Raw genomic sequence first — 22,159 nt, 5'->3', positions numbered from 1 at the left:
AGGGACGGGCTGTCGTCACGGCCTTTTGTCGTGACATTCCCGATCCCGGTCTCAGCCGGCCGCGCCAGGCGGCCGGCCGCCAACTCAGAATCGCGCCACGGCGCCGAAGAGGAAGCGATTGGCGACGCCGTATCCGGACTTGCCCGCACCCGCCGCCGCTGCTCCGCCCGCGATATCACGTCGCGTATAGAGGTATTCCAGCCCCACATCGAGCCAGCCGCTGCCGAACACCCCGTTCCGGACCTCCGCGAAGGGGCTCCAGATCAGATTCGCGAAGCCCTGCTGGACCTCGCGGTTCAGCGAGAGCGCCGCGGCCGAGCCCGGCGTGAAGTCGAGCGCGTAGCTCGGGAAGTCCTGCCGTGCGTAGGAATAGGCGAAGTTGCTGCGGAACTGCGTGTTCCAGAAGCGGCGATAGGCCAGCGTCGCGCCCCAGGCCGGGGTAGCGTCGAGGCTGACGCGGCCCTGGACATTGGCCATGCCGATATTCGACAGCGCGTCCTGCCCGTTGGTGCTGCCCGCGAAGTAGCGGCCGATGCCCTCGCCATAATAGGCCATCCCCACCAGCTCGTCTGGACCGAAGCTCTCGGAGATCAGGCGCATCGGCAACCGGGCATGTGCCGCCAGGCCCCAACCGGTCGTCGAGGTGGCGCCCGAGGGCGCGCCGGCGGCGGTGCCGGCCGGGCGGATCTGCAGCTGGCGCACCATGCCGCGCGCGCCGAGCTCGATGCCGTTGGAGCGATAGGTCAGGCGCGCCAGGAAGTCGGGCATGACGTTGAAGGCCGGGCTCGCGCCGCCATCCAGCGTGCTGGACGGATTGAAGACGCCCGCCGCCGCCGTGTACTGCGTCTCCGGCGCCTCGATGGAGAATTGCCCGGTCAGGCCCTTGCCCAGCCGTGCCGTCACGCGAATCTGCGCCTGCCGGATAAAGGACTGGTTGAGGTTCGTCGCGTCGATGATGGTCTCGAAGAGACCCTCGTTCCAGAGGCTGTTGGCCTGACCGGCCAGGACCGCGAAGCGTTCCGTGCCGAGTTCGGCCCAGGCCTGACGCAGCCGGAAGGTCGCGTTGGCGGAGGTGCCGCCGCCGAAATCGCCCTCGATGCGTGTCTCGAGGGTGCCCCAGCTCGTCAGGGTCCGCGTGTCGACGCCGAAGCGGCTGAACCGGGCGGAGGCCGTGAACTCGCCGCCCTGCTGGTCGGCCGGGCTGCCGCGCAGCGGGATGCCGCCGGGCAGCGGCGCATCGCTCTGGTTGCGGCCGTTGAGGTCGAGATGGCCGGTCACCTTGGCGAAGCCGTAGAGGCGGACCTGGGTGTCCGTGCCCGGCACGCGGAAGGCGACGCCGGGCAGGTCCGCACGCAGCGCGTCCTCGAAGGAACGGCCCATGGGCTCGGGCGGCTCGAGGCCCGCCACGGTCCGTTCGGACAGCGCGGCAGCGGCCGTGGCGGCAGGCAGGGCAGCGGTAGCCTGGGCGAAGCCGCGCGAGACGGCCTGGGCCTCGTCGGCGGCCGCCCGGGCCTCACGGGCGGCTTCCTGCGCGGCCCGGACATCGTTGCGGGTGGCGGAGCGCGACTGCGGGACCGGCACGGGCGCCACGGCCGGGGCCCTTGCGGCCGGCTGGCGTGCCACCCGGGCCTCCAGCTGATCCAGCCGGGCCTGCATGGCCTCGAAGCGCGACAGCTGGCGCTGCATGTCATTCAGCTGGCGGCGCAGCTCGGCGATCGTCGCGGCGTCGCCGGTTCCCTGGGCGAGGGCCGGCGCCATGGTGGCGGCCAGGCCGAGGGCGGTGGCCAGCGGAACGGCGAGCCTCTTGCGGGCCCCTGCCGTGATGCCCGCCACCGGCCGTTCCGCTGCATCGCCCTCCCCCGGCGATGCAGCGATCACGCGCTTCATTGCGACGCGCGGCCCGCCGCGACGCCGTCATTGAACGCACGCTGGCGGCTGCGCCGGTGCTGGTCGTAGGCGAAGCCGCCGCCCGCGCCCACGCCGGCGCCGATCAGCGCGCCCAGGCCCGCATTGCCCGAGAAGGAGCCGATGGCGAGGCCGGTCAGCGCGCCCGCCGCCGCACCGCCGCCCACACGCTGGGTCGTCGGGCTGAGGGGCACGTTCAGGGTCTCATCGGCGCAGGCGCCGAGGCCCAGGATGAGGGCGGCCGGAAGGATGAGCGTCTTGCGCATGTCGTGTTCCTCCCGGATCAGCGCCGCGCACCGCGCGCGGGCGCGGTCGGGCAGGGATAGGTGGCGGCGGCCCAGCGGAGCAGACCGTCGACGGCGAGCTCGCTGGCATGTTGCGGATTGGCGCCCGACCAGGCAACGAAGGAGGCCTGCGCGGCCTCGAGCGTCGGCGCGGGCGTGGGCAGGCAGAAGATCGCGGGGCGGCCACCGGGGCGCGAGATCTCGGTGTGGTACTGGCCGACGCCGACGATGAAGCCGCGGCAGAAGGCCTGCGAGGCGTGCCCGACTTCCTCGTTCAGCGACGCGGCGCAGAGCGTGGCGAGGTTGCCGGTGGTGACCGGACCGGTCGGAGCCGGCGCGGCGGCACCCGTCTGGGCCGGCGCCCCCCCGATGGTGACGGCCAGCAGCGCGAGGCTGCCTGCCAGGGTCGTGACGAAGCGCATGAGCAGGACTCCTCTCCCCGCCGGCCTATCGCAACGTCGCGGGCCGGATCCGGTGCGTGGGCGGGCGTTCGGAACCGCCTCATCGCAAGGTCAACGCTAGGTCGAGGGGAATGCCACATCCATAGTCCGGCAGTGCCTTGCCCGTTCCCTGCGTCCCAATCGCGGATCAGATCAGGCGAAGAGCGCTCGCGAAGTCGTGGCCACCGGCGGGGCCGGCGCGCTTGCGGATGGGCGCGGCCACCCAGCCGCTTTGCGCGGCCTGGCGAAGCTGGGTCGGCGAATAGTCGAACTCGCGGCGGAAGGCCCGACTGAAGGCAGAGGGATCGAAGAAGCCGAAATCCTCGGCCACCTTGATGATGTCGCGGGTGTTCGAAGGATCCGATAGCGCCTGGTGTGCCTGACGCAGCCGCTCGCTCTGGATATAGCGCGCGACGCCGCCGAAGGGCTCGAACAGCCGGTAGAGCTGGGACCGCGACACGCCGGCCAGCTTGCACAGGCGCTCCGGGCCCAGCCGGGTCGACCGCAGGTTCTGGCGGATGGTCTGCCGGATGCGGCCGAGCCGCGCGCGCTCCACATGGGCATCGGCGTCCAGGTTGAGCGGCGAGGACGGCGCGATGCAGGCCGAGAGCAACGCCCGGGTCGCCTCCGCGGCGCGCGGCAGCTCGGCCTCCGTCATGGTCTCCAGGCTATCTGCCAGGCTCTCGATGTAGTTGCCGAGGAGGCGGCCCATGGCCGATCCCAGCGGCGTGTCGCGGCAGGCGTCGATGGTCGGGCCAAGGCCGGGAAAGGCGTCGCGCGACACGAAGAGCCAGAGCCATTCGCCCCCCGTCCGGTCGCCGTCGAAGGCCCGGTCGAGGGAAAGGATATGCGGATGGCCGGTCGGCACCGCGATCTGCGCGGCCTCGGTCCGCAGCCGCAGCGAGCCCGTGCGCGGGACATGAATCTGCCAGAGATCCAACGAGTCCCGGCGGATCTGGCTGCGCGTCCGCTGGAAGCGGCAGGGCGGCGCCTCGATGACGGCCAGCGCGAAGTGGCCGAAGCTCCACATCCGGAAGCGCGCCTCGAACCCTGCCCCAGGGCCGAGGGCCTCGGTCATCTCGATCACCGAGCGGCAATGGTCGCGCCAGGCCTCGAACTGATCTTCGGGCGGAAGCTCCGTCGTCGAGAAAACCAGCGGCGCCAGCGGCCCGCGGCTGCGGCCAACCGGTGGCGAGATGTCGTCTTCCAGATGGGCCTCCGCCTCACGCATCCCCAGGGTCGCCCTTCCCGTTCGAAACGGTGTTTCAACGACAATATAATCATGCCTTGAGCGCCCCTCCGGCCAGCGGTTTGACCGGAAGCGGAAGAATATCGGGACGCAAGGGATACTCGTCGGATTGTCGGCCCATCTGCCCCCTCCCGCAAATGCCTAGCCTAAAGGTCATCGCCACGACGCCGGAATACCGCCTCCCGCGCGGCATTCCGCGTGCGTGAATGCTGCCGTCAGGGGAAACCCAGGGAAGAAGGGCTTTCAATCAATGGACTACAGGCTCCACCTCGACGACACAGCCCGGTCGGGAACCGTTTCCACCGGGCGGATGCCTGACCCGGCGACCGTGACTTCCCTGGTCGAGGAGGCCCATCGCCGCTACGGCCCCATCTCCGAAGGCAAGGTAGCGGATTATATCCCCGCCCTCGCCCAGGCCTCGCCCGATCTCTTCGGCATCTGCGTGGCCGGCGTGGACGGCGCGCTCTTCTCCGTCGGCGATGCCGAGCGCCCCTTTTCCATCCAGAGCATGTCCAAGCCCTTCGTCTTCGCGCTGGTCTGCCAGGCGCTGGGCGGCGGCCAGACGCGCGAGAAGGTCGGCGTGAATGCGTCGGGCCTCGCCTTCAACTCCGTCATGGCCATCGAACTCAATGCCGACCGCACCGTGAACCCCATGGTGAATGCCGGCGCCATCGCGACCACGAGCCTCGCCCCCGGCGCCAATGCCGAGGAGAAGTGGAAGTTCATCCGCGAGGGCCTCTCGCGCTTCGCCGGCCGGGAGTTGCAGCTGGACGAGGAGGTCTATGCCTCCGAGGCCGCGACCAACCAGCGCAACCAGGGCATCGCGCGCCTGCTGCTCGGCTACGGCCGGCTGTATTCGGACCCCGACGAGGCGACAGACATCTACACGAAGCAATGCGCGCTGAACGTGACGGCGCGTGACATGGCGGTGATGGGCGCGACGCTGGCCGATGGCGGCGTGAACCCCGTCACCCGCGAGCGCGTGATGGATGCCGACCGCTGCGCCCGGGTGCTGGCCGTGATGGCGACCGCGGGCCTCTACGAGCAGTCGGGCGACTGGCTCTACGAGGTGGGCCTGCCGGGCAAGAGCGGCGTGGCCGGCGGCCTCGTCACCATCGCGCCCGGCAAGGGGGGCCTCGGCACCTTCTCGCCGCCTCTGGACGGCGCGGGCAACAGCGTGCGCGGCCAGCTGGTCACGAAGTTCCTGTCGGAGCGGCTCGGCCTCAATCTCTTCGCCTCCCAACCAGAACAGTGAGGAAACCCACCCCATGAGCACGACTGCCTCCGAGGTCCGGGAATCCTGGATCCCCATGATCGCCATCGCCCTCGCCCAGGTGCTGATGTCCTTCAACGTCGCCGCCCTGCCCGTCTCGCTTTCCGGCATGGTGGCCAGCTTCGGCGTGCCGCCGACGACCATCGCGACCGGCATCGTCATGTATTCGCTCGCCGTCGCGGGCTTCGTCATGCTGGGCGGCAAGCTGGTGCAGCGCTTCGGCTCCACCCAGGTCTTCCGCGTGGTGATCGGCCTCTTCGCCATCGCCCAGGTACTGATGGTGATCGCGCCGACTGCGATCTTCATGCTGACGGCGCAGCTCCTCGCGGGCCTCGCGGCCGCGGTGATCGTGCCGGCCCTGGTGGCGCTGATCGCCCATCACTACCACGGCCAGCAGCAGGCAACCGCCGTGGGCGCGCTGGGCTCGGCCCGCGCCGCGGCCGGCGTCTCGGCCTTCCTGATCGGCGGCCTTCTCGGCACCTTCATCGGCTGGCGGCCCGTCTTCGGCATCCTCGTGGCCCTGTCGGTGATCGTGTTCTTCCTGAGCTTCAGGCTGAAGCCCCAGGCCGCACGCCCCGAGGTCAAGATCGACGCGGTGGGCGTGGTCCTCGCCGCGGCCTCGATCATCATGATCGTCTTCGGCTTCAACAACCTCAACCGCTGGGGCCTCGGCGTCGCCAGCCCCGCCGCGCCCTTCGACATCCTGGGCATGTCGCCCGCGCCGATCATGATCGTCGCCGGCATCATCCTGCTGCAGATCTTCATCGCCTGGTCGAAGCGTGTTCAGGCGCGCGGCGGCACGCCGCTGCTGGACCTCAGCATCATCTCCTCGGGCCAGGAGCGCGCAGCGGTCTACGCCATGTTCACCGTGGTCGGCCTCGAGGCCATGCTGAACTTCACCGTGCCCCTCTACATCCAGATCGTGCAGGGCCGCACGCCGATCGAGACCACGATCGCGATGATGCCCTTCAACCTCACCGTCTTCTTCACGGCGATGCTGGTGGTGAAGCTCTACGACAAGGTGACGCCGCGGCGCATCGCGCAGGGTGGATTCACGCTCTGCATCCTCGGTCTGCTCTGGCTCGCCTGGGTGGTGCGCAACGACTGGACGGCGGTTCCCGTCATGCTCGGCCTGATCACCTTCGGCATCGGCCAGGGCGCGCTGGTGACGCTCGTCTTCAACGTGCTCGTGACCTCGGCGCCGAAGGAGCTCGCCGGCGACGTCGGCGCGCTGCGCGGCACCACGCAGAACCTCGCCGCCGGCGTCGGCACGGCGGTGGCCGGCGCGCTGCTGGTGGGCCTGCTCTCCGCGGGCATCATGTATCGCGTCACGGAGAACACCTACCTCCCGGTCGAGCTCCAGTCGCAGCTCGATCTCGACAGCATCAACTTCGTCAGCAACGACCAGCTGGCCACCATCATGGCACGCACCTCCGCCACCCCGGCCCAGGCCGCGGAAGCGGTTCGCGTGAACAGCGAGGCGCGGCTGCGGGCGCTGAAGATCGGCCTGCTGCTCATGGCCGCCTTCGCCGCGCTGGCCATGATCCCGGCCAGCCGCCTGCCCGCCTACCGCCCCGGTGAGATCCCCGACGGGCCGACGCCGCGCAGGACCGTCCGGCGCGAGGAAGAGGGCGAAACCGCGTGACGAAGCGTCCCCGGCTCCTCTTCCTGTCGCTCGGCGGCACCATCACCATGGTGCCGGATGCGGGCGGCGGGATCACGCCGAAGCTCGGCGCCGCCGAGCTCGTGGCCTCGGTTCCGGAACTCGCGGATGTCGCCGAGATCGAGGCCCATTCGCCCTACCGGCTGCCAAGCCCCTCGCTGGAGCCCGGTCAGCTGGTCGAGGTCGCCAAGGCCATCGAGGATGCCTTCGCGGCCGGTATCGACGGCGCCGTGGTGATCCAGGGCACCGATACGATCGAGGAATCCGCCTTCCTCCTCGACCTGCTGGTGGCCGACGACAAGCCGGTCGTCGTCACCGGCGCCATGCGCGGGCCGGAGACGGCGGGCGCGGATGGGCCGGCCAACCTCCTCGCCGCGGCGCGCGTCGCAGCCTCGGCGGAGGCGCGGGGCCTCGGGACGCTCGTGGTGCTGAACGACGAGATCCATGCGGCACGCTTCGTCCAGAAGGCGCACACCGCCCTCACCTCCGCCTTCGTCTCGCCTTCGCTGGCCCCCATCGGTCTGGTGGCGGAAGGCCGGCCGCGCTTCCACGCACGGGTGCCGCGGATGCCGACCGTGCCGAGCTATGGCGGCCCGCCTCGCCCCGTGGCCCTGCTGAAATGGACCATGGGCGATGACGGCCGGCTGCTCGCGGCCCTGCCGGGCCTCGGCTACGCCGGCGCCGTGATCGAAGGCATGGGCGCGGGCCATGTCCCTGCCGAGGCCGCGCCGCATCTGGGCGAGCTGGGGAGGCGCATGCCGGTCGTCCTGGCGACGCGCGTTGCCGCCGGGCCGGTCTTCACGCGCACCTACGGCTATGCGGGATCGGAGATCGACCTGCTGGGCCGGGGGCTGATCCCGGCCGGCATCCTCTCCGGCCTCAAGGCCCGGCTGCTGCTGGGCCTGATCCTGCGCGGAGGGGGCGGCCAGAGCACCGCCGCCGCGGCCTTCGCGAACTATCAATAGGCCCCGGGCGTTGAGACCGCGGGCAAGACCCGCAACAAACAAGGAATTCCGAGATGTCTGATCTGCTCGTCATCGCCTTCCCCACCGAAGCCCAGGCCGAGGAGGTCCGCGCCAAGCTGCTTGGCCTCCAGCGCGAATACCTGATCGAGCTGGGTGACGCCGTCGTCGCCGTGAAGCAGCCCGATGGCCAGGTGAAGCTCAACCAGCTCTTCCAGCCGGTCGCGGCCGGCGCGGCCTCGGGCGCCCTCTGGGGCTCGCTCATCGGCCTCGTGCTGCTTATGCCGCTGGTGGGCGCTGCGATCGGCGCGGCCTCGGGCGCGCTGGGCGGCAAGCTCACCGACCTCGGCATCAACGACCAGTTCATGAAGGACGCGGCGAAGACGCTGGATTCCGGCCACGCCGCGCTCTTCCTGCTGATCCGCAAGATGACCACGGACAAGGTGATGGCCGAGCTGCACGGCACGGGCGGCACGATCCTGCGCAGCTCCTTCGACGAGACGAAGGAAGAATCCCTGCGCGAAGCCCTGGCCGGCGCCCAGGCGGCCGCGGCCGCCTCGCCCACCACCTGACAGGAAGGGTGCCTCGCATGCGCTTCGGCGCCGTTTTCTCGCTCGCCTGCCTCGGAGCGACGCTGGCCCTTCCGGCGGCTGCCCAGACCACAGGTCTGGCAGCCGATCAGACGGGGCTGTCGCCGGTCCGCGGCACTCCTGTCCCCGCGGTCCGGACGCCGGACCCGCGGGGCACCATCTCCCTGATGGTCGACAACGACCTCTTCGCCGGTACGGACAAGAACTACACCAGCGGCTTCCAGCTGGACTGGCGTTCGCCCTCCTATGATCCGCCGCGCTGGCTTTCGGCCGTCACCGGCCGGATGAGCCTGATCTTCCCCGAGGGCGGGACGCCGCGCTGGGGCCTGTCGCTCGGCCAGAACATCTTCACGCCGTCGGACACGCTGCGCCGCAATCCGGACCCGAAGGACCGCCCCTATGCGGGCTGGCTCTTCGGCTCCATCTCGCTGGCCTCCTACACGGCGACCTCCTACGGCGCGATCGAGCTGCAGATGGGCATCGTCGGCCCGGGTGCGCTGGGCCGGGAGACACAGAACGGCGTCCATCGGTTGCTGAACATCGACCGCGCCTATGGCTGGGACCACCAGCTGAAGGACGAGTTCGGCGTCAACCTCATCCTGGCGCGGCAATGGCGCTGGAACTACGAGACAGGCATCTCCGGCCTGCAATACGGCTTCGTGCCGAACCTCACCGCGAGCCTCGGCAATGTCTACACCTATGCCAGTGCCGGCATGATGGTACGGCTCGGCAGCAACCTGAATGCGGATTTCGGGCCGCCGCGCACGCGCCCGGCACAGTCGGGTTCCGCCTTCTTTCAGCCCGAGAGCGATGGCTTCGGCTGGTACATCTTCGCCGGCGTCGAGGGTCGCGCGGTCGCGCGCAACATCTTCCTCGACGGCAATACCTGGCGCGACGGGCCGCGGGTGGATCGCATCCCCATGGTGGGGGACGTCAACCTGGGCTTCGCGCTGATGTGGCAGCGGACGCGGCTCACAGCCACCTACACCATCCGCAGCCGCGAGTTCGAGGCGCAGGGCAACGGACTGCAATACGGCTCGGTCGCCGTGGCGTTCCGGTTCTGACAGACGGGAGGGGCACCGCCCCTCCCCGACCCCGGCCTGCGGCGTTTACCGCAGGCCCTTGATCGCCGCGAAGCCAGCCTCCGAGGCCGCGAGCACCGCATCGATATCCGCCTCCGTATGCGCCGCGCACAGGAACATGTTGTGCCGCGGATGCAGGAAGGCGCCCTCCTCCAGCGTCGCCTGGCAGAAGGCGCGGCCGATCGCGAAATCCGTATCGCCGTCGAAGAGGAAGAGCGGCATGCTCACCGGGCCCGATTGCCGCAACCCGACATTGGCGCCCCGCGCGCGCTCCGCGAGCCCGTCGCGTAGGCGCTGGCCCAGGGCGGCGATATGGCCGACGACATCGCGCCGCTCCAACTCCTCGAGCGTCGCGATCGCGGCCGCCATCGCGACCGAGGAGCACCAGAAGGATCCCGTGACGAAGATGCGCGTCGCCGCGTCGCGCAGCGAATCCCGCCCCGTCACGGCCGCGAGCGTATGGCCGTTGGCGATGGCCTTGCTCCAGGCCGAGAGGTCCGGCCGCACGCCCACCGTCTCCCAGGAGCCGCCGGCATGCAGGCGGAAGCCCGCGCGGACGTCATCCACGATGAGCGCCGCGCCCTTGCGGTCGCAGATCGCGCGGGCCGCCTGGGCGAATTCCGGCGTCGGAAGCTCCTGATCCACGATGTTGTCGTGCCGGAAGCCGGTCACGAGGATCGCCGCCAAGTCGTCGCCGACCGCAGCGGCGGCGGCCTCCAGGCTTGCCACGTCATTGTATTCGAAGCGGAGCTGGTGCGCCCGGTCCGCCTCCGTCGTGCCCGCGGGAACCGGCGTGCACCAGGGCGCCGCCCCGTGATAGGAGCCGCGCGCCATCAGGATGGTGCTGCGGCCGGTGGCCGCGCGCGCGATGGTGACGCAGGCCGTCGTCGCGTCGGTGCCGTTCTTCTGGAACATCGCCCAGTCGGCAGCGGGGATGCGGTCCACCAGCCGTTCGGCGAGCTCCACCAACACCGGGCCCGGGCCGTTCAGGCAGTCGCCCATCTCGGCCTGCTTGCGCGCGGCGGCATCCACCGCCGGGTCGTGATGCCCGAGCACGATGGGCCCCCAGCTGCACATGAGGTCGACGTAGCGGCGGCCATCCACGTCCCAGACATGGCCGCCCTCACCGCGCGCAAAGAACTGCGGATAGCCTTCCGGCAGCTTCTTTGCGTCGAGATGGCCCCACATGCCGCCGGGGATGACGCGAGCCGCACGGGCCCGCAGCGCTGAATCCTGACTCAAATCCGAACTCCCCAGAACATCGGATAGGCCGCCTGCGGCACGTCGCGCAGCCGGTCGCGGTAACCCGCGGGAATGGTGAACTGCCCCCACATCACGTTGGGCACATTGAGCGCCTCGGCCGCCTGGATCTCGCCCGCGATGCGCTTGCGGTCCTCGGGCGTCGCGGCCAGGGCGAATTCGCCGAGCAGGCGTTCCACGCCGCGGTCGCAGTCCCAGCCCGGATAATCGGCGCAGGTGTTGGACACGTAGAAATGCGTGAGCGGCGAGAACATATCGGTGCCGTTCGAATAGACGCCGAACATGTGCCAGCCCTCGCGCCGCGCGCGGCGGGCCAGCACCGTGCCCCAGTCCATCTGCTGCTCCTCGACGTTGAAGCCCGCGAGCTTCATGTTCTGGATCATCACCTGCGCCGCCGTCTGGCTGATGCTGCCGGCAACCGTCAGGCAGACGATCTGCTGCCCGTTATAGGCCGTCTGCGCGAGCATGCGCTTCGCGCCTTCCACGTCGAAGCCCATCGCCTCGGCGCCCGCGCGGCTATCCAATGGCCCGCCGCACATGAAGAAGGAGGGACAGGGCGGTGCCCGGAACCGCTCCGGCACGCCGATGGCTGTCAGGGTGGAGGACTGGTCCACGCAGTGCCAGAGCACGCGACGGATGGCCGGATCGTCCATCGGCGCGGCCGCATGATTCAGCCGGAAATTGCCCTGGAACATGTGGATGCCGCCGAGGCCCATCAGCCGCACCCCACGCGCGCGCTCCAGCCGCGGCAGCAGGTCGAAGGGCAGATATTGCATGTAGTCGACCTCGCCCACCATCAAGGCCGTCGCGCCCGTGGCCTGGTCCGGCATGACGCGCAAGGTGACGCTGTCGAGATGCACGCGCTTGCCGCCGGCGAGGAAGTCGTTCGGTTCCTCGCGCGGGACGTAGCCCTCGAAGCGCTCGAGGACCATGTAGTTGCCGGGGCGCCAGTCGGCCGCGCGGAAGCGGAAGGGACCGCTGCCGATGATCTCGCGGATGCGGGTCTCGACCGGGATCTGCGCCAGGCGCTCGGGCAGCATGACGGGTAGCGGCGCGTTGGGCTTGCCCAGGACGTCCAGCACCAGCGGAAAGGGTCGCGACAGCGTCAGGCGGAAGGACTTCGCGTCGACCGCCACCAGCTCCGCCTTCGCCGCCCATAGCATGCGGCCCTGCGCATCCTTCGGCGCCCAGCGCTCCAGGCTCGCGACGCAGTCGGCGGCGGTGACGGGCGCGCCGTCATGCCAGCGCAGGCCGTCCCGCAGGTGGAAGTTCCAGACGAGACCGTCGGCGCTGGTCTCCCAGGCGCCCACCATCTGGGGCCGGATCATGCCCTGCCCGTCCATGGCGAAGAGCGTGTCGAAGACGTGATAGGCGAAGGTGCGGGTGATGGCGGCGGTGGTGGCGTGCGGATCGAGGATCACGGCCTCGCTCTCCAGCACCACGTTCGCCGTCCCGGCCGCCCGGGCCGGACGCGCCATCCATGGAAGCGCCAGCCCTCCCGAGGCGAGCAAGGCGTCACGTCGGGTGACTTTTGCAACTTTCATCGATTTCCGTCCCTGTTCGCTTTGAGCGGAAGGGTATTTCATCTCAGAGAGATGCGTCCAGGGAGGACAAGGAATACCATGGATCAGGAAGAGCTGCGGGAAGCCGCGCGCCGTGCGGTACCGGACCTCACCGGCGAGATCGTACTCGACGGGCTGCAGGCCCCGGTGACGGTGTTGCGCGATTCACTGGGCGTTCCGCATATCCGCGCCGGCTCGATGCGCGATGCCTTCTTCGCGCAGGGCTTCTGCCACGCGCAGGACCGCCTCTTCCAGATGGAGCTCAATCGCCGCCGCGCGCTGGGGCGCAGCGCGGAATGGCTCGGCCCTTCCGCCTTCACGGCCGACGCGCTCTCGCGCCGGCTCGGCGTCGAGGCTGCCAGCCGGCGTGACGCCGCGGCCCTCGGCGACGAGGCGAAGACGATGATCGAGGCCTATGCGGCCGGCGTGAACGCCTTCCTGGCCTCGGGCGCCCCCGTGCCGATCGAATATCGCCTGCTCGATGCCACGCCCGAGCCCTGGGAAGGCTGGCACACCATCGCGGTGATGCGGCGGCTCGGTCTGCTGATGGGCTCGGTGTGGTTCAAGCTCTGGCGCGCGGCGGCGCTGCCGCTGGTGGGCGAGGCCGTGAGCAGCCTGCGCTACGACGATGGCGGCAAGGACCTGCTCATCCTGCCCCAGGGCGCGGAAGCCGAACGCTGGACGGCCGCGCTCTCCGATCTGGCGCCGGCGGTGACCGCGCTGATGGAAGCCGCCGAGGCGGATGCGACGGGCGGCGGCAGCAACAACTGGGCCGTTTCCGCCGAGCTCAGCGCGACGGGGCGGCCGCTGCTCGCCGGTGATCCGCATCGCGTGCTTGAGCTGCCCAACATGTACGCCCAGGGCCACCTCGCCTGCCCTGAATTCGATGCGATCGGCCTGACCGTGCCGGGCGTGCCGGGCTTTCCGCACTTCGCCCATAACGGAAAGGTCGCCTGGTGCGTCACGCACGGCTTCGCCGATATCCACGACCTCTATGTCGAGCGCTTCGACGCGGGCGCCCAGCACGCGATGTTCCGCGGCATGTGGGAGCCGGTGGCGCGGCGCGTCGAACACGTCGCGATCCGCGGTGAGGCACCGCGCGCAGTTGAGGTCGTCGAGACGCGGCACGGCCCGGTCATCGCGGGCGATCCGGCATCGGGCCACGCGCTCGCGCTGAAGAGCGTGCAGTTCGCCGAGACCGACCTCTCCTTCGACTGCCTGCCGCGCATGCTGCGGGCGGGAAGCGTGAAGTCGCTCTACCAGGCTGCGCGGGGCTGGGGCCTCATCGACCACAACCTCGTGGCGGGAGACACCGATGGCCATATCGGCTGGCTGCTGCGCGCGAGCCTGCCCCGGCGCGGCCGCGAATGTGGCTGGCTGCCCATGCCCGGCTGGACCGGCGAGCACGAATGGAAGGGCTGGATCCCGCCGGAGGAAATGCCGGTGCTGCACGACCCCGCGGGCGGGATCATCGTCACCGCCAACAACCGCATCGCGGATGAGGATCACCCCGACTACCTGCTCACCGACAGTCATCCCCCCTACCGGGCACGCCGCGTGGCGGCCTTGCTCACCGGCGATCCCGCGACGCGCAGCCCCGCTGGCTCCGCCACCATCCATGGCGACACCCTGTCCCAGCCGGCCGGCGAATTCGTCGCCCGGCTGAAGGCCCTGAAGGGCTGTTCCGGCGCGGCCGAGGCCTTCCGGCAGGAGATCGCCGGATGGGACGGAAGGATGGCGGCCTCCTCGGTCACGGCGGCGCGCTACATCGCCTTCCGCCTGGCGCTGACCCGGCGCCTCGCGACGGTCAGCGGGCTCGGTGCGCTGGGCCGGCATCCCTACCTGCAGCCGGCGCCGGGCGTGGCGCCGCTCGCGCAGCTCTGGTGGACCCTGCCGGCGCTGCTGCGGGAGAACGACACCCGGCTCCTCAAGGGCGAAAGCTGGGACGGCCCGATCCAGGCCGCCCTCGACGAGGTGGCCGAAGGCCCGGTCCCGGAAAGCTGGGGCGAGGTTCACCGGCCCAAGCTGGCCCACCCGCTTTCGGCGCTGTTTCCCGAAGCAGCCTCCGTGCTCGATCCGGTGGCGGAGCCGCTGGGGGGCGACGGCGACTGCGTCCTCGCCAATGGCCTGATCGCACCGGTCGGGCCGCGCACGGCCTATGCCGCGCTCTCGCGCTACGCCTTCGACGTCGGCGACTGGGAGAACAGCCTCTGGACCGTGTTCCATGGCACCTCGGGTCATCCGGGAAGCAGGCACTATACGGACCAGCACAAGACCTGGGCCGCGGCGAGGATGACACCCATGCGCTACGGCTGGGAGTTGCTGGAAGCCGAGGCGGAAGCGAGACAGGTCCTGCGCCCGTAGATCGGGCCGGACTGCTCAGGCCTCCGGCGACTTGCGCGCAGCCGGGGGCCTGCGGATCGGAAAGCCCCGGGCCATCGGGCGCGGACCGACGGCCGGCGGATGCGCAAGCTTCACCGTGTAGTAGTAGCGGTCCGACCGGTAGAGCGTGCGGAAGTACAGCCCGAAGCTCTCATCCTCGAGCAGGTAGAGCCGGGTCATGCAGAGAAGCGGCGCGCCGATCGGCACGTCCAGCAGTTCCGCCGAAGGGATATCCGCGGCGACCGCCTCGATGGACTGCTGGTCCTCCCAGGTCGTCAGCTTCAGCGTGTCACGCAGCTCGCGCTCGACCGTGGTCCGGCGGAGGTCGATGGCCCGGAGACGCTCCCCGATGGCGGGAAGCATCCAGCCGTCATGCCAGGCGAAGGGGCGACGCTCGAAGTAGCGCAGGCGGGTCAGGCGAAAGAGCGGCATCTCCGGATCGATGCCTAATTCCTCGGCCAGCGCGGGGGGAATGCGGCCCGGCCCGGCCTGCAGGGTCTTCGTTTCCGTATCGAGATTGAGCGCGAGAAAATCCTCGACCATGCCGGTCAGGCGCCGTTCCGGGCGCCGGCGCGGGAGGCCGGAGACGAAGGTCCCACGCCCCGGGGTGCGCTCGATGATGCCGTCCTGCTCCAGCGCGGCCAGCGCGGTGCGGATGGTTTCCCGGCTCACGGAGAATTCCGCGCTGAGCGCGTGTTCGGTGGGCAGCTGATCCCCCAGGCGCATGCTGCTCTCGATGCGATCGAGGAGGATTCGACGGATGTGAAGATATTTAGGGTAAGGATTGAAGAACTTTCGCACGCCTGATCCCGGAGTTTCGAAGACCCTTCTTTCCCGGATTATGGAAGCACACAAGACATCATCAATTCACCCAGGGCTCGCTGATGGGGCGAATTCATCCCCCATTACGTGCGGACGAGGCAATATGATCATTTTTTTATGATCACACTTCTAATCGTCAACATTTTCTCTACGGAACAAGCATTCCTTCTTCATCTCGACCGAAGCAAGGACACCCGACCTCCCTACATTCGGCCCCGCCGCCGCGCAGATTGTTGGCAACCTCGGCATGCTCGTCCCAAGAGCGGTCCCGTTATCCCATCTGGCCAAGCCCTATCCCTGCCCGGAGGCGGGAATCGGAAATTGGAATGAATCGGAATGCGAATCCGGAAGGCCGGTCGGTGCCCGCCCCTCACTCCAGCAGGAGGCCCGGCGACAAGGGAGGGGGTGATAGCTGTCATCGCCCGTCACCCTCCTGTCGCGGGCGGCGTCCATCCACGGCCAGGGATGCTGTCGAGCAGCTCGCGCGTATAGGGATGGGCGGGCGCGCCGAAGACTTGGGCCGTCTCGCCCATCTCCACGATCGTGCCCCGCTGCATCACCGCCACCCGGTCGCAGATCTGCGCCGCGACGCGCAGGTCATGCGTGATGAACAGCATCGTCAGCCCGAGCCGGGCCCGAAGCTCCGCCAGCAGCGCCAGCACCTGCGCCTGGACCGAGACGTCCAGCGCGCTCACCGGCTCGTCGGCGATCAACAGCTCCGGCCCCATCGCGAGGGCCCGGGCGATGCCGATGCGCTGTCGCTGGCCGCCGGAGAACTCGTGCGGATAGCGGTCGATCGCGCCGGGATCGAGATGCACCAGCGCCAGCAGCTCCCGCGCGCGGGCCAGGGCCTCGGCCCGCGGCGTGCCGTGGGTGATCGGCCCTTCGGCGATGGCGTCGCCGACCGTGCGGCGCGGATTCAGCGAGGCATAGGGATCCTGGAAGATCATCTGCACGCGCTGGCGGTATGGCTTGCGTTGGGACCGGTTGAGGGGTCGCAGATCGGTGCCGTGGAAGAGGATCTCGCCCGTCTCGGGCTCCACCAGGTTCACCACGCAGCGGGCCAGGGTCGACTTGCCCGATCCACTCTCGCCGACGAGGCCGAGCGTCTCGCCCCGGGCCAGCGTGAAGTCGGCTTCCTTAACCGCGGAGACGCTCACGCTGCCGCCGAACCAGCCGCCGCGCCGATAGGTCTTCCGGACGCCCCTCACCTCCAGCACGGTCTGCCCCACCTGCGTGGCCGGCGCGGTCGCGCGCCCATGCGGCACGGCCGCGATCAGCGCGCGCGTATAGGCATGCTGCGGATTGTTCAGCACCTCCGCAGCATTCCCCTGCTCCACGATCCGGCCGTGCTGCATCACCGCCACACGGTCCGCGATCTCGGCCACCACGCCGAAATCATGGGTGATGAACAGCACGCCCGTTCCGCGCCGCGACTGGATCTCACGGATGAGCCTGAGGATCTGCATCTGCGTCGTGACGTCGAGCGCGGTGGTCGGCTCGTCGGCGATGAGCAGCGCGGGCTCCAGCGCCAGCGCCATGGCGATCATCACCCGCTGCCGCTGCCCGCCCGAGAGCCGGAAGGGATGGCTGCGCGCGATCGCCGCGGGGTCCGGCAAGTTCACGGCGGCCAGCAGCTCCTGCACGCGGCGAGCTGCCTGGACGCCTTCGCCGTGCACCTGCATGGCCTCGGCGATCTGGTTGCCGACGCGCATCAGCGGGTTCAGCGCCGTCATCGGCTCCTGGAAGATCATCGCCATCCGCTGGCCGCGAAGCTGGCGCATAGCCTCCGGCGTGGTGGCCCGCAGGTCCCGCCCCTCCAGGACCAGCTGGCCGCCCGTGATGGGCAGGCCCTTGGGCAGCAGACCCATCACGGCATTGGCGGTGATGGATTTCCCGGAGCCGCTTTCGCCGACGACGCAGAGGATCTCACCCGGATCCACGCTGAAGGAGATGTCCTGCACCGCATTCGCCCGATCCGCGCCGGGCGGCAGGGCCACGGTGAGGCCTTCGACGCTGAGAAGCCTCATGCCGCGCCTCCCCGCTGCCGCGCCAGCCGGGGGTTGAGTGCATCGGAAAGCCCCTCGCCCACCAGGTTCAGTGACAGCACCGTGACGAAGATCGCAAGGCCGGGAAAGACGCTCATCCACCAGGCCAGCCGGATGACGCTACGGCCCGAACCGATAAGGAAACCCCAGGTCATCAGGTTCGGATCGCCGAGGCCGAGGAAGGAGAGCGCGCTTTCCAGCAGGATGGCCGAGGCCACCATCAGCGAGGCCAGCACGATGATGGGCGAGAGCGCATTGGGCAGGATGTCCCCCACCACGATGGAGAGCCGCGACTTGCCCAGCACCTCCGCCGCCTGGACGAATTCCCGCCCCCGCAGCGACAGGAACTCCGCGCGGACCACACGCGCCACCGGCGGCCAGGAGACGATGGCGATGGCCGCAATGACGCTGGTGATCGAAGGTGTGAAAATCGCGACCAGCAGGATGGCGAGCACGAAGCTCGGGATCGTCTGGAAAAACTCTGTGAAGCGCATCACCAGGTCATCCGCGAAGCCGCCGAGATAGCCCGCGATGGCGCCGAGCGAGACGCCGACCCCCAGCGCGAAAATCGTGGAGACGGCGCCCACCATCAGGGAGATCCGCGCCCCATGGGCGATGCCCGCGGCGACGTCACGGCCCAGGCTGTCGGTGCCCAGCAGCATCCCCATCTCACCCGGCGGCAGGAAGGGCGCGCCGGCCATGTCCCAGGGGCTGCCGGGGAAGAGGAGCGGCGCGGCGGCCGCCAAGGCGAAGACCAGCAGCAGCAGCGCCAGCCCCACCACCGCGCCCTTGTTGCGCCGGTAGCGCCTCCAGAAGTCCCGCATCAGCCGACCTCCACGCGCGGATCGATGACCGCGTAGAGCAGGTCCGTCGCCAGGTTGAAGAGCACCACGATCACGCTCGTGCAGAAGAAGACGCCGAGCAGGACGGGATAGTCGCGCGCCAACAGCGCCTCGAAGGCCAAGCGCCCGATGCCCGGCCAGGCGAAGACGGTCTCCACCAGGATGGAGCCGCCCACGAGCTGACCCGCCTGGATGCCGGCAAAGGTGATGACCGGCAGCAGCGCGTTGCGCAGGATATGGGCGCGAGTGATCCGCCCCTCCGGCACGCCCTTCGCCCGCGCCGTCTTCACGAAATCCTGGTCCGCGACCTCGAGCATCGTGGCGCGGGTCAGCCGCGCATAGACGGCGAGGTAGAAGAGGCCGAGCGTCAGCGCCGGCAGCAGCAGGTGCTGCGCCACGTCCCAGACCACGGCCATCCCATGCAGCTCCACGCCGACGGAGGACATGCCGAAGCTCGGCAGCCATTCCAGCCAGACCGAGAAGACCAGCACCAGCATCAGGCCGACCCAGAAGAGCGGCGTCGCATAGAAGGTGAGCGCCAGCGCGGTGATCGCGCTGTCCGCCCAGCTTCCCACCCGCCGCGCCGCAAGCGCGCCCAGCGCCACGCCGCCGCCCACTGCGAAGATGAAGGCGGCGCCCGTGAGCAGCAGCGTCGCGGGCAGGCGCTCCGCGATGAGCTGCGCCACCGGCGCCTGCTGCCGGTGGCTGAAGCCGAGGTCGAGCGACAGCACGCTCTTCAGATAGACCCAGAGCTGGATATGGAACGGCTGGTCCAGCCCGAATTGCCGCCGAAGCTGCTCGAGAAAGAGCGGATCCGCCGCCCCCGACTGCCCGGCCATCACGCTCGCCGGGTCACCCGGCGCGGCGTGGACGAGCAGGAAGTTGCAGACGACGATCGCCAGCACGACGAGCACCGACTTCACCACCCGGCGCGCGAGGAAGCCGGGCAGACGCGACGCCTCCATCAGGAAGCGAGGAAGACGTCGGCGAAGTTGGTATGCACGCCGAGCCCCGTGGTGATCACGTTACGCAGGCGTTTGTCGGAGATCGTCGGGAAGGCCATCTCCATCAGCCAGATCTGCGGGACGTCCCGCACCAGGATGCGTTGGACGGCCGTGAAGGCCGTCTGCCGCTCCGCCGCCGTACTGGCCGTCCGCGCCTGGGCGAAGAGCTCATCCACCTCGGGGTTGGAGTAGCCGCCCGTATTGGTGAAGGTCACCTTCTGGATATTGGAGCTGACATAGGTACGCTCGACGCCGAGCGTCGGATCGCCGAACTGGTAGACGAAGTTCACGCTCGTCTCGTACTCCCAGTTGCCGATGCGCCGCGCCCAGCTGCCGGCATCGGTGCTCTCCAGCTCCAGCGCGATGCCGACCTGCCGCAGCGACTGGCGGAGGTATTCGGCGAGCCGCGACCAGACCTCGCCATAGGGCAGGACCAGATGCTTCAGGGTGAAGCGGACGCCCTGCGCATTCGGCCGGTGGCCCGCCGCGTCCAGCAGCGCATTGGCCTCCCGGATATTATGGGCCGGCAGGGCCACGCTACGGTCGAAGAAGCGCGTCGTAGAGGCGACCGGGTTGGTCGCGGGCTTGCCGATGCCGAACCACAGGCGCTGGGCGATGAAGTTGCGGTCGATCGCCAGACTCATGGCCTGCCGCACGCGCGCATCGCCGAGCGGCGCCACGCGGTGGTTCAGCTCCACCCAGGAGAGAGGGGAGAAGTATTCCCAGCCCTGGGTACTCACCTCGAGGTTGGGCCGGCTGCGCATCGCGGGCACGTCGAAGGGCTCGATGTCGCTCGCGGAGGTGAGCTGCACCTGGCCCGATTCCAGGGCGAGGCGGCGGCTCTGGCTGTCGGGCACGATGCGGTAGATGATGTTGTCCAGGTAGGGCTTGCCCTCCTGCCAGTAGGTCGGGTTGCGCTCCAGGCGGATGAAGTTGCCGCGCTGCCATTCCGCGAAGCGGAAGGGCCCCGTGCCCACCGGCCGCTGCACCGCCGGCGCCGTGCGGTAGTCCTGCCCGTCGAAGAGGTGCTTGGCCACCATGGCGCAGGCTGTGGCGTCGAACATCAGCAGGAAGGGCTGGAAGGACTGCTTCAGCACGAAGCGCACCGTGTGCGGGTCGGGCGCCTCGGCGGTCTCGATGAGCGAGAAGATGGCGCGCGCGCGGGGCGCCACCTCCATGTGGAACTTCATCACCGAGAAGATGACGTCCTCGGCCGTGAAGGGCCGGCCGTCATGCCAGGTGACGTTCTCCCGCAGCTTGAAGACGAATTCCTTGTTGTCGGGGCTGATCGTCCAGCTCGTGGCCAGTACCGGGATGGGCTCGAGCGTCGGCGTGAAGGTGAGCAGGCCCTCGAACATCTTCGGCGCCACGATCAGCGTCGGGCCCTGGTTGTTCACGCCGATCTGCAGGATCGGCGGCTCGGGCGTGAGGATCGATTGCAGCGTGCCGCCGCGCCGCGGCTGCACGCCCTGTGCCAGCGCATCCCCGGCGCGCAGGAAATTCGAGGCTGCCCCTGCGCCCAGCAGGGCGCCACCCATCAGTCCACGACGTCGCACTGTCATCGTCCTGAAGTCCCCTTGTCTATGTTCTTTGGCCCGGGGCCAGAACTCCCGCGCGGAAGAAGCCTACGCGGTCGCGATCACGAATGTCACTCGCGCTGATGCCTCGCCCCCTCGGCGCGCTTCGGCTAAAACGCGGCCAACACTTGGGAGAAACTGTCCATGGCCCACCCGCTCACGCGCCGTGCCGCGCTTGCCCTTCCCCTCGCCGGCCTGGCCGCGCCCGCGCTCGCCCAGGCGAACTGGCCCGATCGTCCGGTGAACATGATCGTCCCCTTCGCGCCCGGCGGCACGCCGGATATCGGCGCGCGGCTCGTCTCACCGAAGATGAGCGAGGTTCTGGGCCAGCCCGTCACCATCGAGAATCGCGCCGGCGCCGGCTCCACCATCGGCACACGCGCCGTCGTCCAGGCGCGGCCGGACGGCCATACGGTGCTGATGGGGTCCATCTCCTTCCTCACGGCGCCGCTGACGCAGCAGCCCATGCCCTTCGACCCCGTGGAGACGTTGCGCGTGGTCAGCCTCGTCTCCACCTCGCCCTATGTCGTGGTGGTGCGGGCGGACAGCCCGGCGCGCGACATCGCGGGCTTCCACGCTTTGGCGCGTGAGCGCGGCGCGCGGATGAACTACGGCTCGGCCGGCAACGGCACGCCCTTCCACCTGGGCGCCGAGCTCTACAAGCTGAAGATGGGCGTCGACATGACGCATATCGCCTATCGCGGCACGGGCCCTGCCCTCGTCGCGCTGATGGCCGGCGAGGTGGACGTGTTGTTCTGCGACGTGCCGGGCGCGACCCCGCATATCCGCAACGGCGCCATCCGCCCGCTCGGCACCATGGTCGCGAACCGCATCGCCCAGCTTCCCGACGTGCCGACCCTGGCCGAGAGCGACCCGCGGCTGCGCGACTACGACGTCTATACCTGGGCCATGCTGGTCGCGCCCAAGGCCACGCCGGACGGGCCGGTCATGCGCCTGAACGACGCCGTGCTGCAGGCCGCCCGCTTCCCCTCGGTGGCCGCGCGCTTCGCGGAGCTGGGCTTCGACTATGTCGGCTCCTCGCCGGCCGAGGGCGACGAGCGGCTGGCGCGGGAGAGGGCCAAGTGGGCCGAAGTGATCCGTGCCGCCAATATCCAGGTCGATCTCTGAGGAAGCGAGGCTTCCTCAGCCCAGGGTTGCCGGTCATGCGGGTTGCGCCAACCCAGCCCGCATGGTGCCTTGTGCCCGAACGGAGG

The 22,159-nt window shown here is 69.6% G+C and carries 18 protein-coding genes; 7 read left to right on the top strand and 11 right to left on the bottom strand.

Annotated elements, in window-relative coordinates; genetic code table 11:
* Window positions 1-84 precede the first annotated feature (84 nt).
* The 4 genes from KHU32_RS10725 to KHU32_RS10710 all read right to left on the bottom strand — a co-directional run bounded on the left by KHU32_RS10725 (window position 85) and on the right by KHU32_RS10710 (window position 3,860).
* Window positions 85-1,878, bottom strand: a complete 1,794-nt coding sequence (locus KHU32_RS10725) for a DcaP family trimeric outer membrane transporter (protein ID WP_213670094.1) — start codon at window positions 1,876-1,878, stop codon at window positions 85-87.
* A gap of 5 nt (window positions 1,879-1,883) precedes the next feature.
* Window positions 1,884-2,171, bottom strand: coding sequence for a glycine zipper domain-containing protein (locus tag KHU32_RS10720; RefSeq protein WP_213670093.1), 288 nt, complete (start codon window positions 2,169-2,171; stop codon window positions 1,884-1,886).
* A gap of 17 nt (window positions 2,172-2,188) precedes the next feature.
* Window positions 2,189-2,611 carry a Rap1a/Tai family immunity protein gene (locus KHU32_RS10715; RefSeq protein ID WP_213670092.1) on the bottom strand — a complete coding sequence of 141 codons (423 nt, stop codon included), beginning with the start codon at window positions 2,609-2,611 and terminating at the stop codon, window positions 2,189-2,191.
* A gap of 166 nt (window positions 2,612-2,777) precedes the next feature.
* A complete protein-coding gene (locus KHU32_RS10710; protein WP_213670091.1) occupies window positions 2,778-3,860 on the bottom strand; it encodes a helix-turn-helix domain-containing protein in 1,083 nt (360 codons plus the stop codon).
* 268 nt (window positions 3,861-4,128) lie between these two features.
* Here KHU32_RS10710 and glsA point away from each other — a divergent pair, with 268 nt between their 5' ends.
* The 5 genes from glsA to KHU32_RS10685 are packed head-to-tail and all read left to right on the top strand — an operon-like array spanning window position 4,129 to window position 9,430.
* On the top strand, window positions 4,129-5,133 hold the full coding sequence (gene glsA, locus KHU32_RS10705) for a glutaminase A (RefSeq protein WP_213670090.1): 1,005 nt from the start codon (window positions 4,129-4,131) through the stop codon (window positions 5,131-5,133).
* Between the two features lie 13 nt (window positions 5,134-5,146).
* On the top strand, window positions 5,147-6,796 hold the full coding sequence (locus tag KHU32_RS10700) for an MFS transporter (protein ID WP_249680952.1): 1,650 nt from the start codon (window positions 5,147-5,149) through the stop codon (window positions 6,794-6,796).
* On the top strand, window positions 6,793-7,779 hold the full coding sequence (locus KHU32_RS10695; protein WP_213670089.1) for an asparaginase: 987 nt from the start codon (window positions 6,793-6,795) through the stop codon (window positions 7,777-7,779). The genes KHU32_RS10700 and KHU32_RS10695 overlap by 4 nt, the downstream gene beginning before the upstream one ends.
* A gap of 53 nt (window positions 7,780-7,832) precedes the next feature.
* Complete coding sequence (locus KHU32_RS10690; RefSeq protein ID WP_213670088.1) at window positions 7,833-8,348, top strand: DUF1269 domain-containing protein; 516 nt, start codon at window positions 7,833-7,835, stop codon at window positions 8,346-8,348.
* Between the two features lie 17 nt (window positions 8,349-8,365).
* The gene (locus KHU32_RS10685; RefSeq protein WP_213670087.1) at window positions 8,366-9,430 is read left to right on the top strand and encodes a lipid A deacylase LpxR family protein; all 1,065 of its coding nucleotides are present in this window, start codon (window positions 8,366-8,368) and stop codon (window positions 9,428-9,430) included.
* A 45-nt stretch (window positions 9,431-9,475) separates the two neighbouring features.
* Here the strand turns inward: KHU32_RS10685 and KHU32_RS10680 are convergent, their stop codons facing one another.
* Both KHU32_RS10680 and KHU32_RS10675 read right to left on the bottom strand, forming a co-directional pair.
* A complete protein-coding gene (locus KHU32_RS10680) occupies window positions 9,476-10,690 on the bottom strand; it encodes an aminotransferase class III-fold pyridoxal phosphate-dependent enzyme (RefSeq protein WP_249680951.1) in 1,215 nt (404 codons plus the stop codon).
* Entirely contained in the window at window positions 10,687-12,186 is a 1,500-nt protein-coding gene (locus KHU32_RS10675; RefSeq protein WP_249680950.1) for an ABC transporter substrate-binding protein, read from the bottom strand. The genes KHU32_RS10680 and KHU32_RS10675 overlap by 4 nt, the downstream gene beginning before the upstream one ends.
* 144 nt (window positions 12,187-12,330) lie before the next feature.
* Here KHU32_RS10675 and KHU32_RS10670 point away from each other — a divergent pair, with 144 nt between their 5' ends.
* Window positions 12,331-14,634, top strand: a complete 2,304-nt coding sequence (locus KHU32_RS10670; protein ID WP_213670085.1) for a penicillin acylase family protein — start codon at window positions 12,331-12,333, stop codon at window positions 14,632-14,634.
* A gap of 15 nt (window positions 14,635-14,649) precedes the next feature.
* Here the strand turns inward: KHU32_RS10670 and KHU32_RS10665 are convergent, their stop codons facing one another.
* The 5 genes from KHU32_RS10665 to KHU32_RS10645 form a co-directional block, all read right to left on the bottom strand.
* Window positions 14,650-15,453 carry a GntR family transcriptional regulator gene (locus tag KHU32_RS10665; RefSeq protein ID WP_213670084.1) on the bottom strand — a complete coding sequence of 268 codons (804 nt, stop codon included), beginning with the start codon at window positions 15,451-15,453 and terminating at the stop codon, window positions 14,650-14,652.
* A gap of 446 nt (window positions 15,454-15,899) precedes the next feature.
* Window positions 15,900-17,504, bottom strand: a complete 1,605-nt coding sequence (locus tag KHU32_RS10660) for an ABC transporter ATP-binding protein (RefSeq protein WP_213670083.1) — start codon at window positions 17,502-17,504, stop codon at window positions 15,900-15,902.
* Window positions 17,501-18,346, bottom strand: coding sequence for an ABC transporter permease (locus tag KHU32_RS10655; RefSeq protein WP_213670082.1), 846 nt, complete (start codon window positions 18,344-18,346; stop codon window positions 17,501-17,503). The genes KHU32_RS10660 and KHU32_RS10655 overlap by 4 nt, the downstream gene beginning before the upstream one ends.
* The gene (locus KHU32_RS10650) at window positions 18,346-19,329 is read right to left on the bottom strand and encodes an ABC transporter permease (RefSeq protein ID WP_213670081.1); all 984 of its coding nucleotides are present in this window, start codon (window positions 19,327-19,329) and stop codon (window positions 18,346-18,348) included. The genes KHU32_RS10655 and KHU32_RS10650 overlap by 1 nt, the downstream gene beginning before the upstream one ends.
* Window positions 19,329-20,930: an ABC transporter substrate-binding protein gene (locus KHU32_RS10645; protein ID WP_408887840.1), complete on the bottom strand. Its 1,602-nt coding sequence runs from the start codon at window positions 20,928-20,930 to the stop codon at window positions 19,329-19,331. The genes KHU32_RS10650 and KHU32_RS10645 overlap by 1 nt, the downstream gene beginning before the upstream one ends.
* Window positions 20,931-21,089: 159 nt before the next feature.
* Between KHU32_RS10645 and KHU32_RS10640 the strand changes: the two genes are divergently transcribed.
* Window positions 21,090-22,073, top strand: a complete 984-nt coding sequence (locus KHU32_RS10640; RefSeq protein ID WP_213670080.1) for a Bug family tripartite tricarboxylate transporter substrate binding protein — start codon at window positions 21,090-21,092, stop codon at window positions 22,071-22,073.
* The last annotated feature ends 86 nt before the right edge of the window (window positions 22,074-22,159 follow it).

Source organism: Roseococcus pinisoli, from assembly GCF_018413645.1.
In the GTDB taxonomy this organism is placed as follows: domain Bacteria; phylum Pseudomonadota; class Alphaproteobacteria; order Acetobacterales; family Acetobacteraceae; genus Roseococcus; species Roseococcus pinisoli.
This window is presented reverse-complemented; position numbering and strand designations above follow the sequence as displayed.

What these genes read in the sequence shown, in the direction of transcription:
- KHU32_RS10720 (WP_213670093.1), bottom strand. Translation starts at nt 2,171, where the DNA reads ATGCGCAAGACGCTCATCCTTCCGGCCGCCCTCATCCTGGGCCTCGGC.
- KHU32_RS10715 (WP_213670092.1), bottom strand. Translation starts at nt 2,611, where the DNA reads ATGCGCTTCGTCACGACCCTGGCAGGCAGCCTCGCGCTGCTGGCCGTC.
- KHU32_RS10710 (WP_213670091.1), bottom strand. Translation starts at nt 3,860, where the DNA reads ATGCGTGAGGCGGAGGCCCATCTGGAAGACGACATCTCGCCACCGGTT.
- glsA (WP_213670090.1), top strand. Translation starts at nt 4,129, where the DNA reads ATGGACTACAGGCTCCACCTCGACGACACAGCCCGGTCGGGAACCGTT.
- KHU32_RS10700 (WP_249680952.1), top strand. Translation starts at nt 5,147, where the DNA reads ATGAGCACGACTGCCTCCGAGGTCCGGGAATCCTGGATCCCCATGATC.
- KHU32_RS10690 (WP_213670088.1), top strand. Translation starts at nt 7,833, where the DNA reads ATGTCTGATCTGCTCGTCATCGCCTTCCCCACCGAAGCCCAGGCCGAG.
- KHU32_RS10685 (WP_213670087.1), top strand. Translation starts at nt 8,366, where the DNA reads ATGCGCTTCGGCGCCGTTTTCTCGCTCGCCTGCCTCGGAGCGACGCTG.
- KHU32_RS10675 (WP_249680950.1), bottom strand. Translation starts at nt 12,186, where the DNA reads ATGGCGCGTCCGGCCCGGGCGGCCGGGACGGCGAACGTGGTGCTGGAG.
- KHU32_RS10670 (WP_213670085.1), top strand. Translation starts at nt 12,331, where the DNA reads ATGGATCAGGAAGAGCTGCGGGAAGCCGCGCGCCGTGCGGTACCGGAC.
- KHU32_RS10660 (WP_213670083.1), bottom strand. Translation starts at nt 17,504, where the DNA reads ATGAGGCTTCTCAGCGTCGAAGGCCTCACCGTGGCCCTGCCGCCCGGC.
- KHU32_RS10655 (WP_213670082.1), bottom strand. Translation starts at nt 18,346, where the DNA reads ATGCGGGACTTCTGGAGGCGCTACCGGCGCAACAAGGGCGCGGTGGTG.
- KHU32_RS10650 (WP_213670081.1), bottom strand. Translation starts at nt 19,329, where the DNA reads ATGGAGGCGTCGCGTCTGCCCGGCTTCCTCGCGCGCCGGGTGGTGAAG.
- KHU32_RS10645 (WP_408887840.1), bottom strand. Translation starts at nt 20,930, where the DNA reads ATGACAGTGCGACGTCGTGGACTGATGGGTGGCGCCCTGCTGGGCGCA.
- KHU32_RS10640 (WP_213670080.1), top strand. Translation starts at nt 21,090, where the DNA reads ATGGCCCACCCGCTCACGCGCCGTGCCGCGCTTGCCCTTCCCCTCGCC.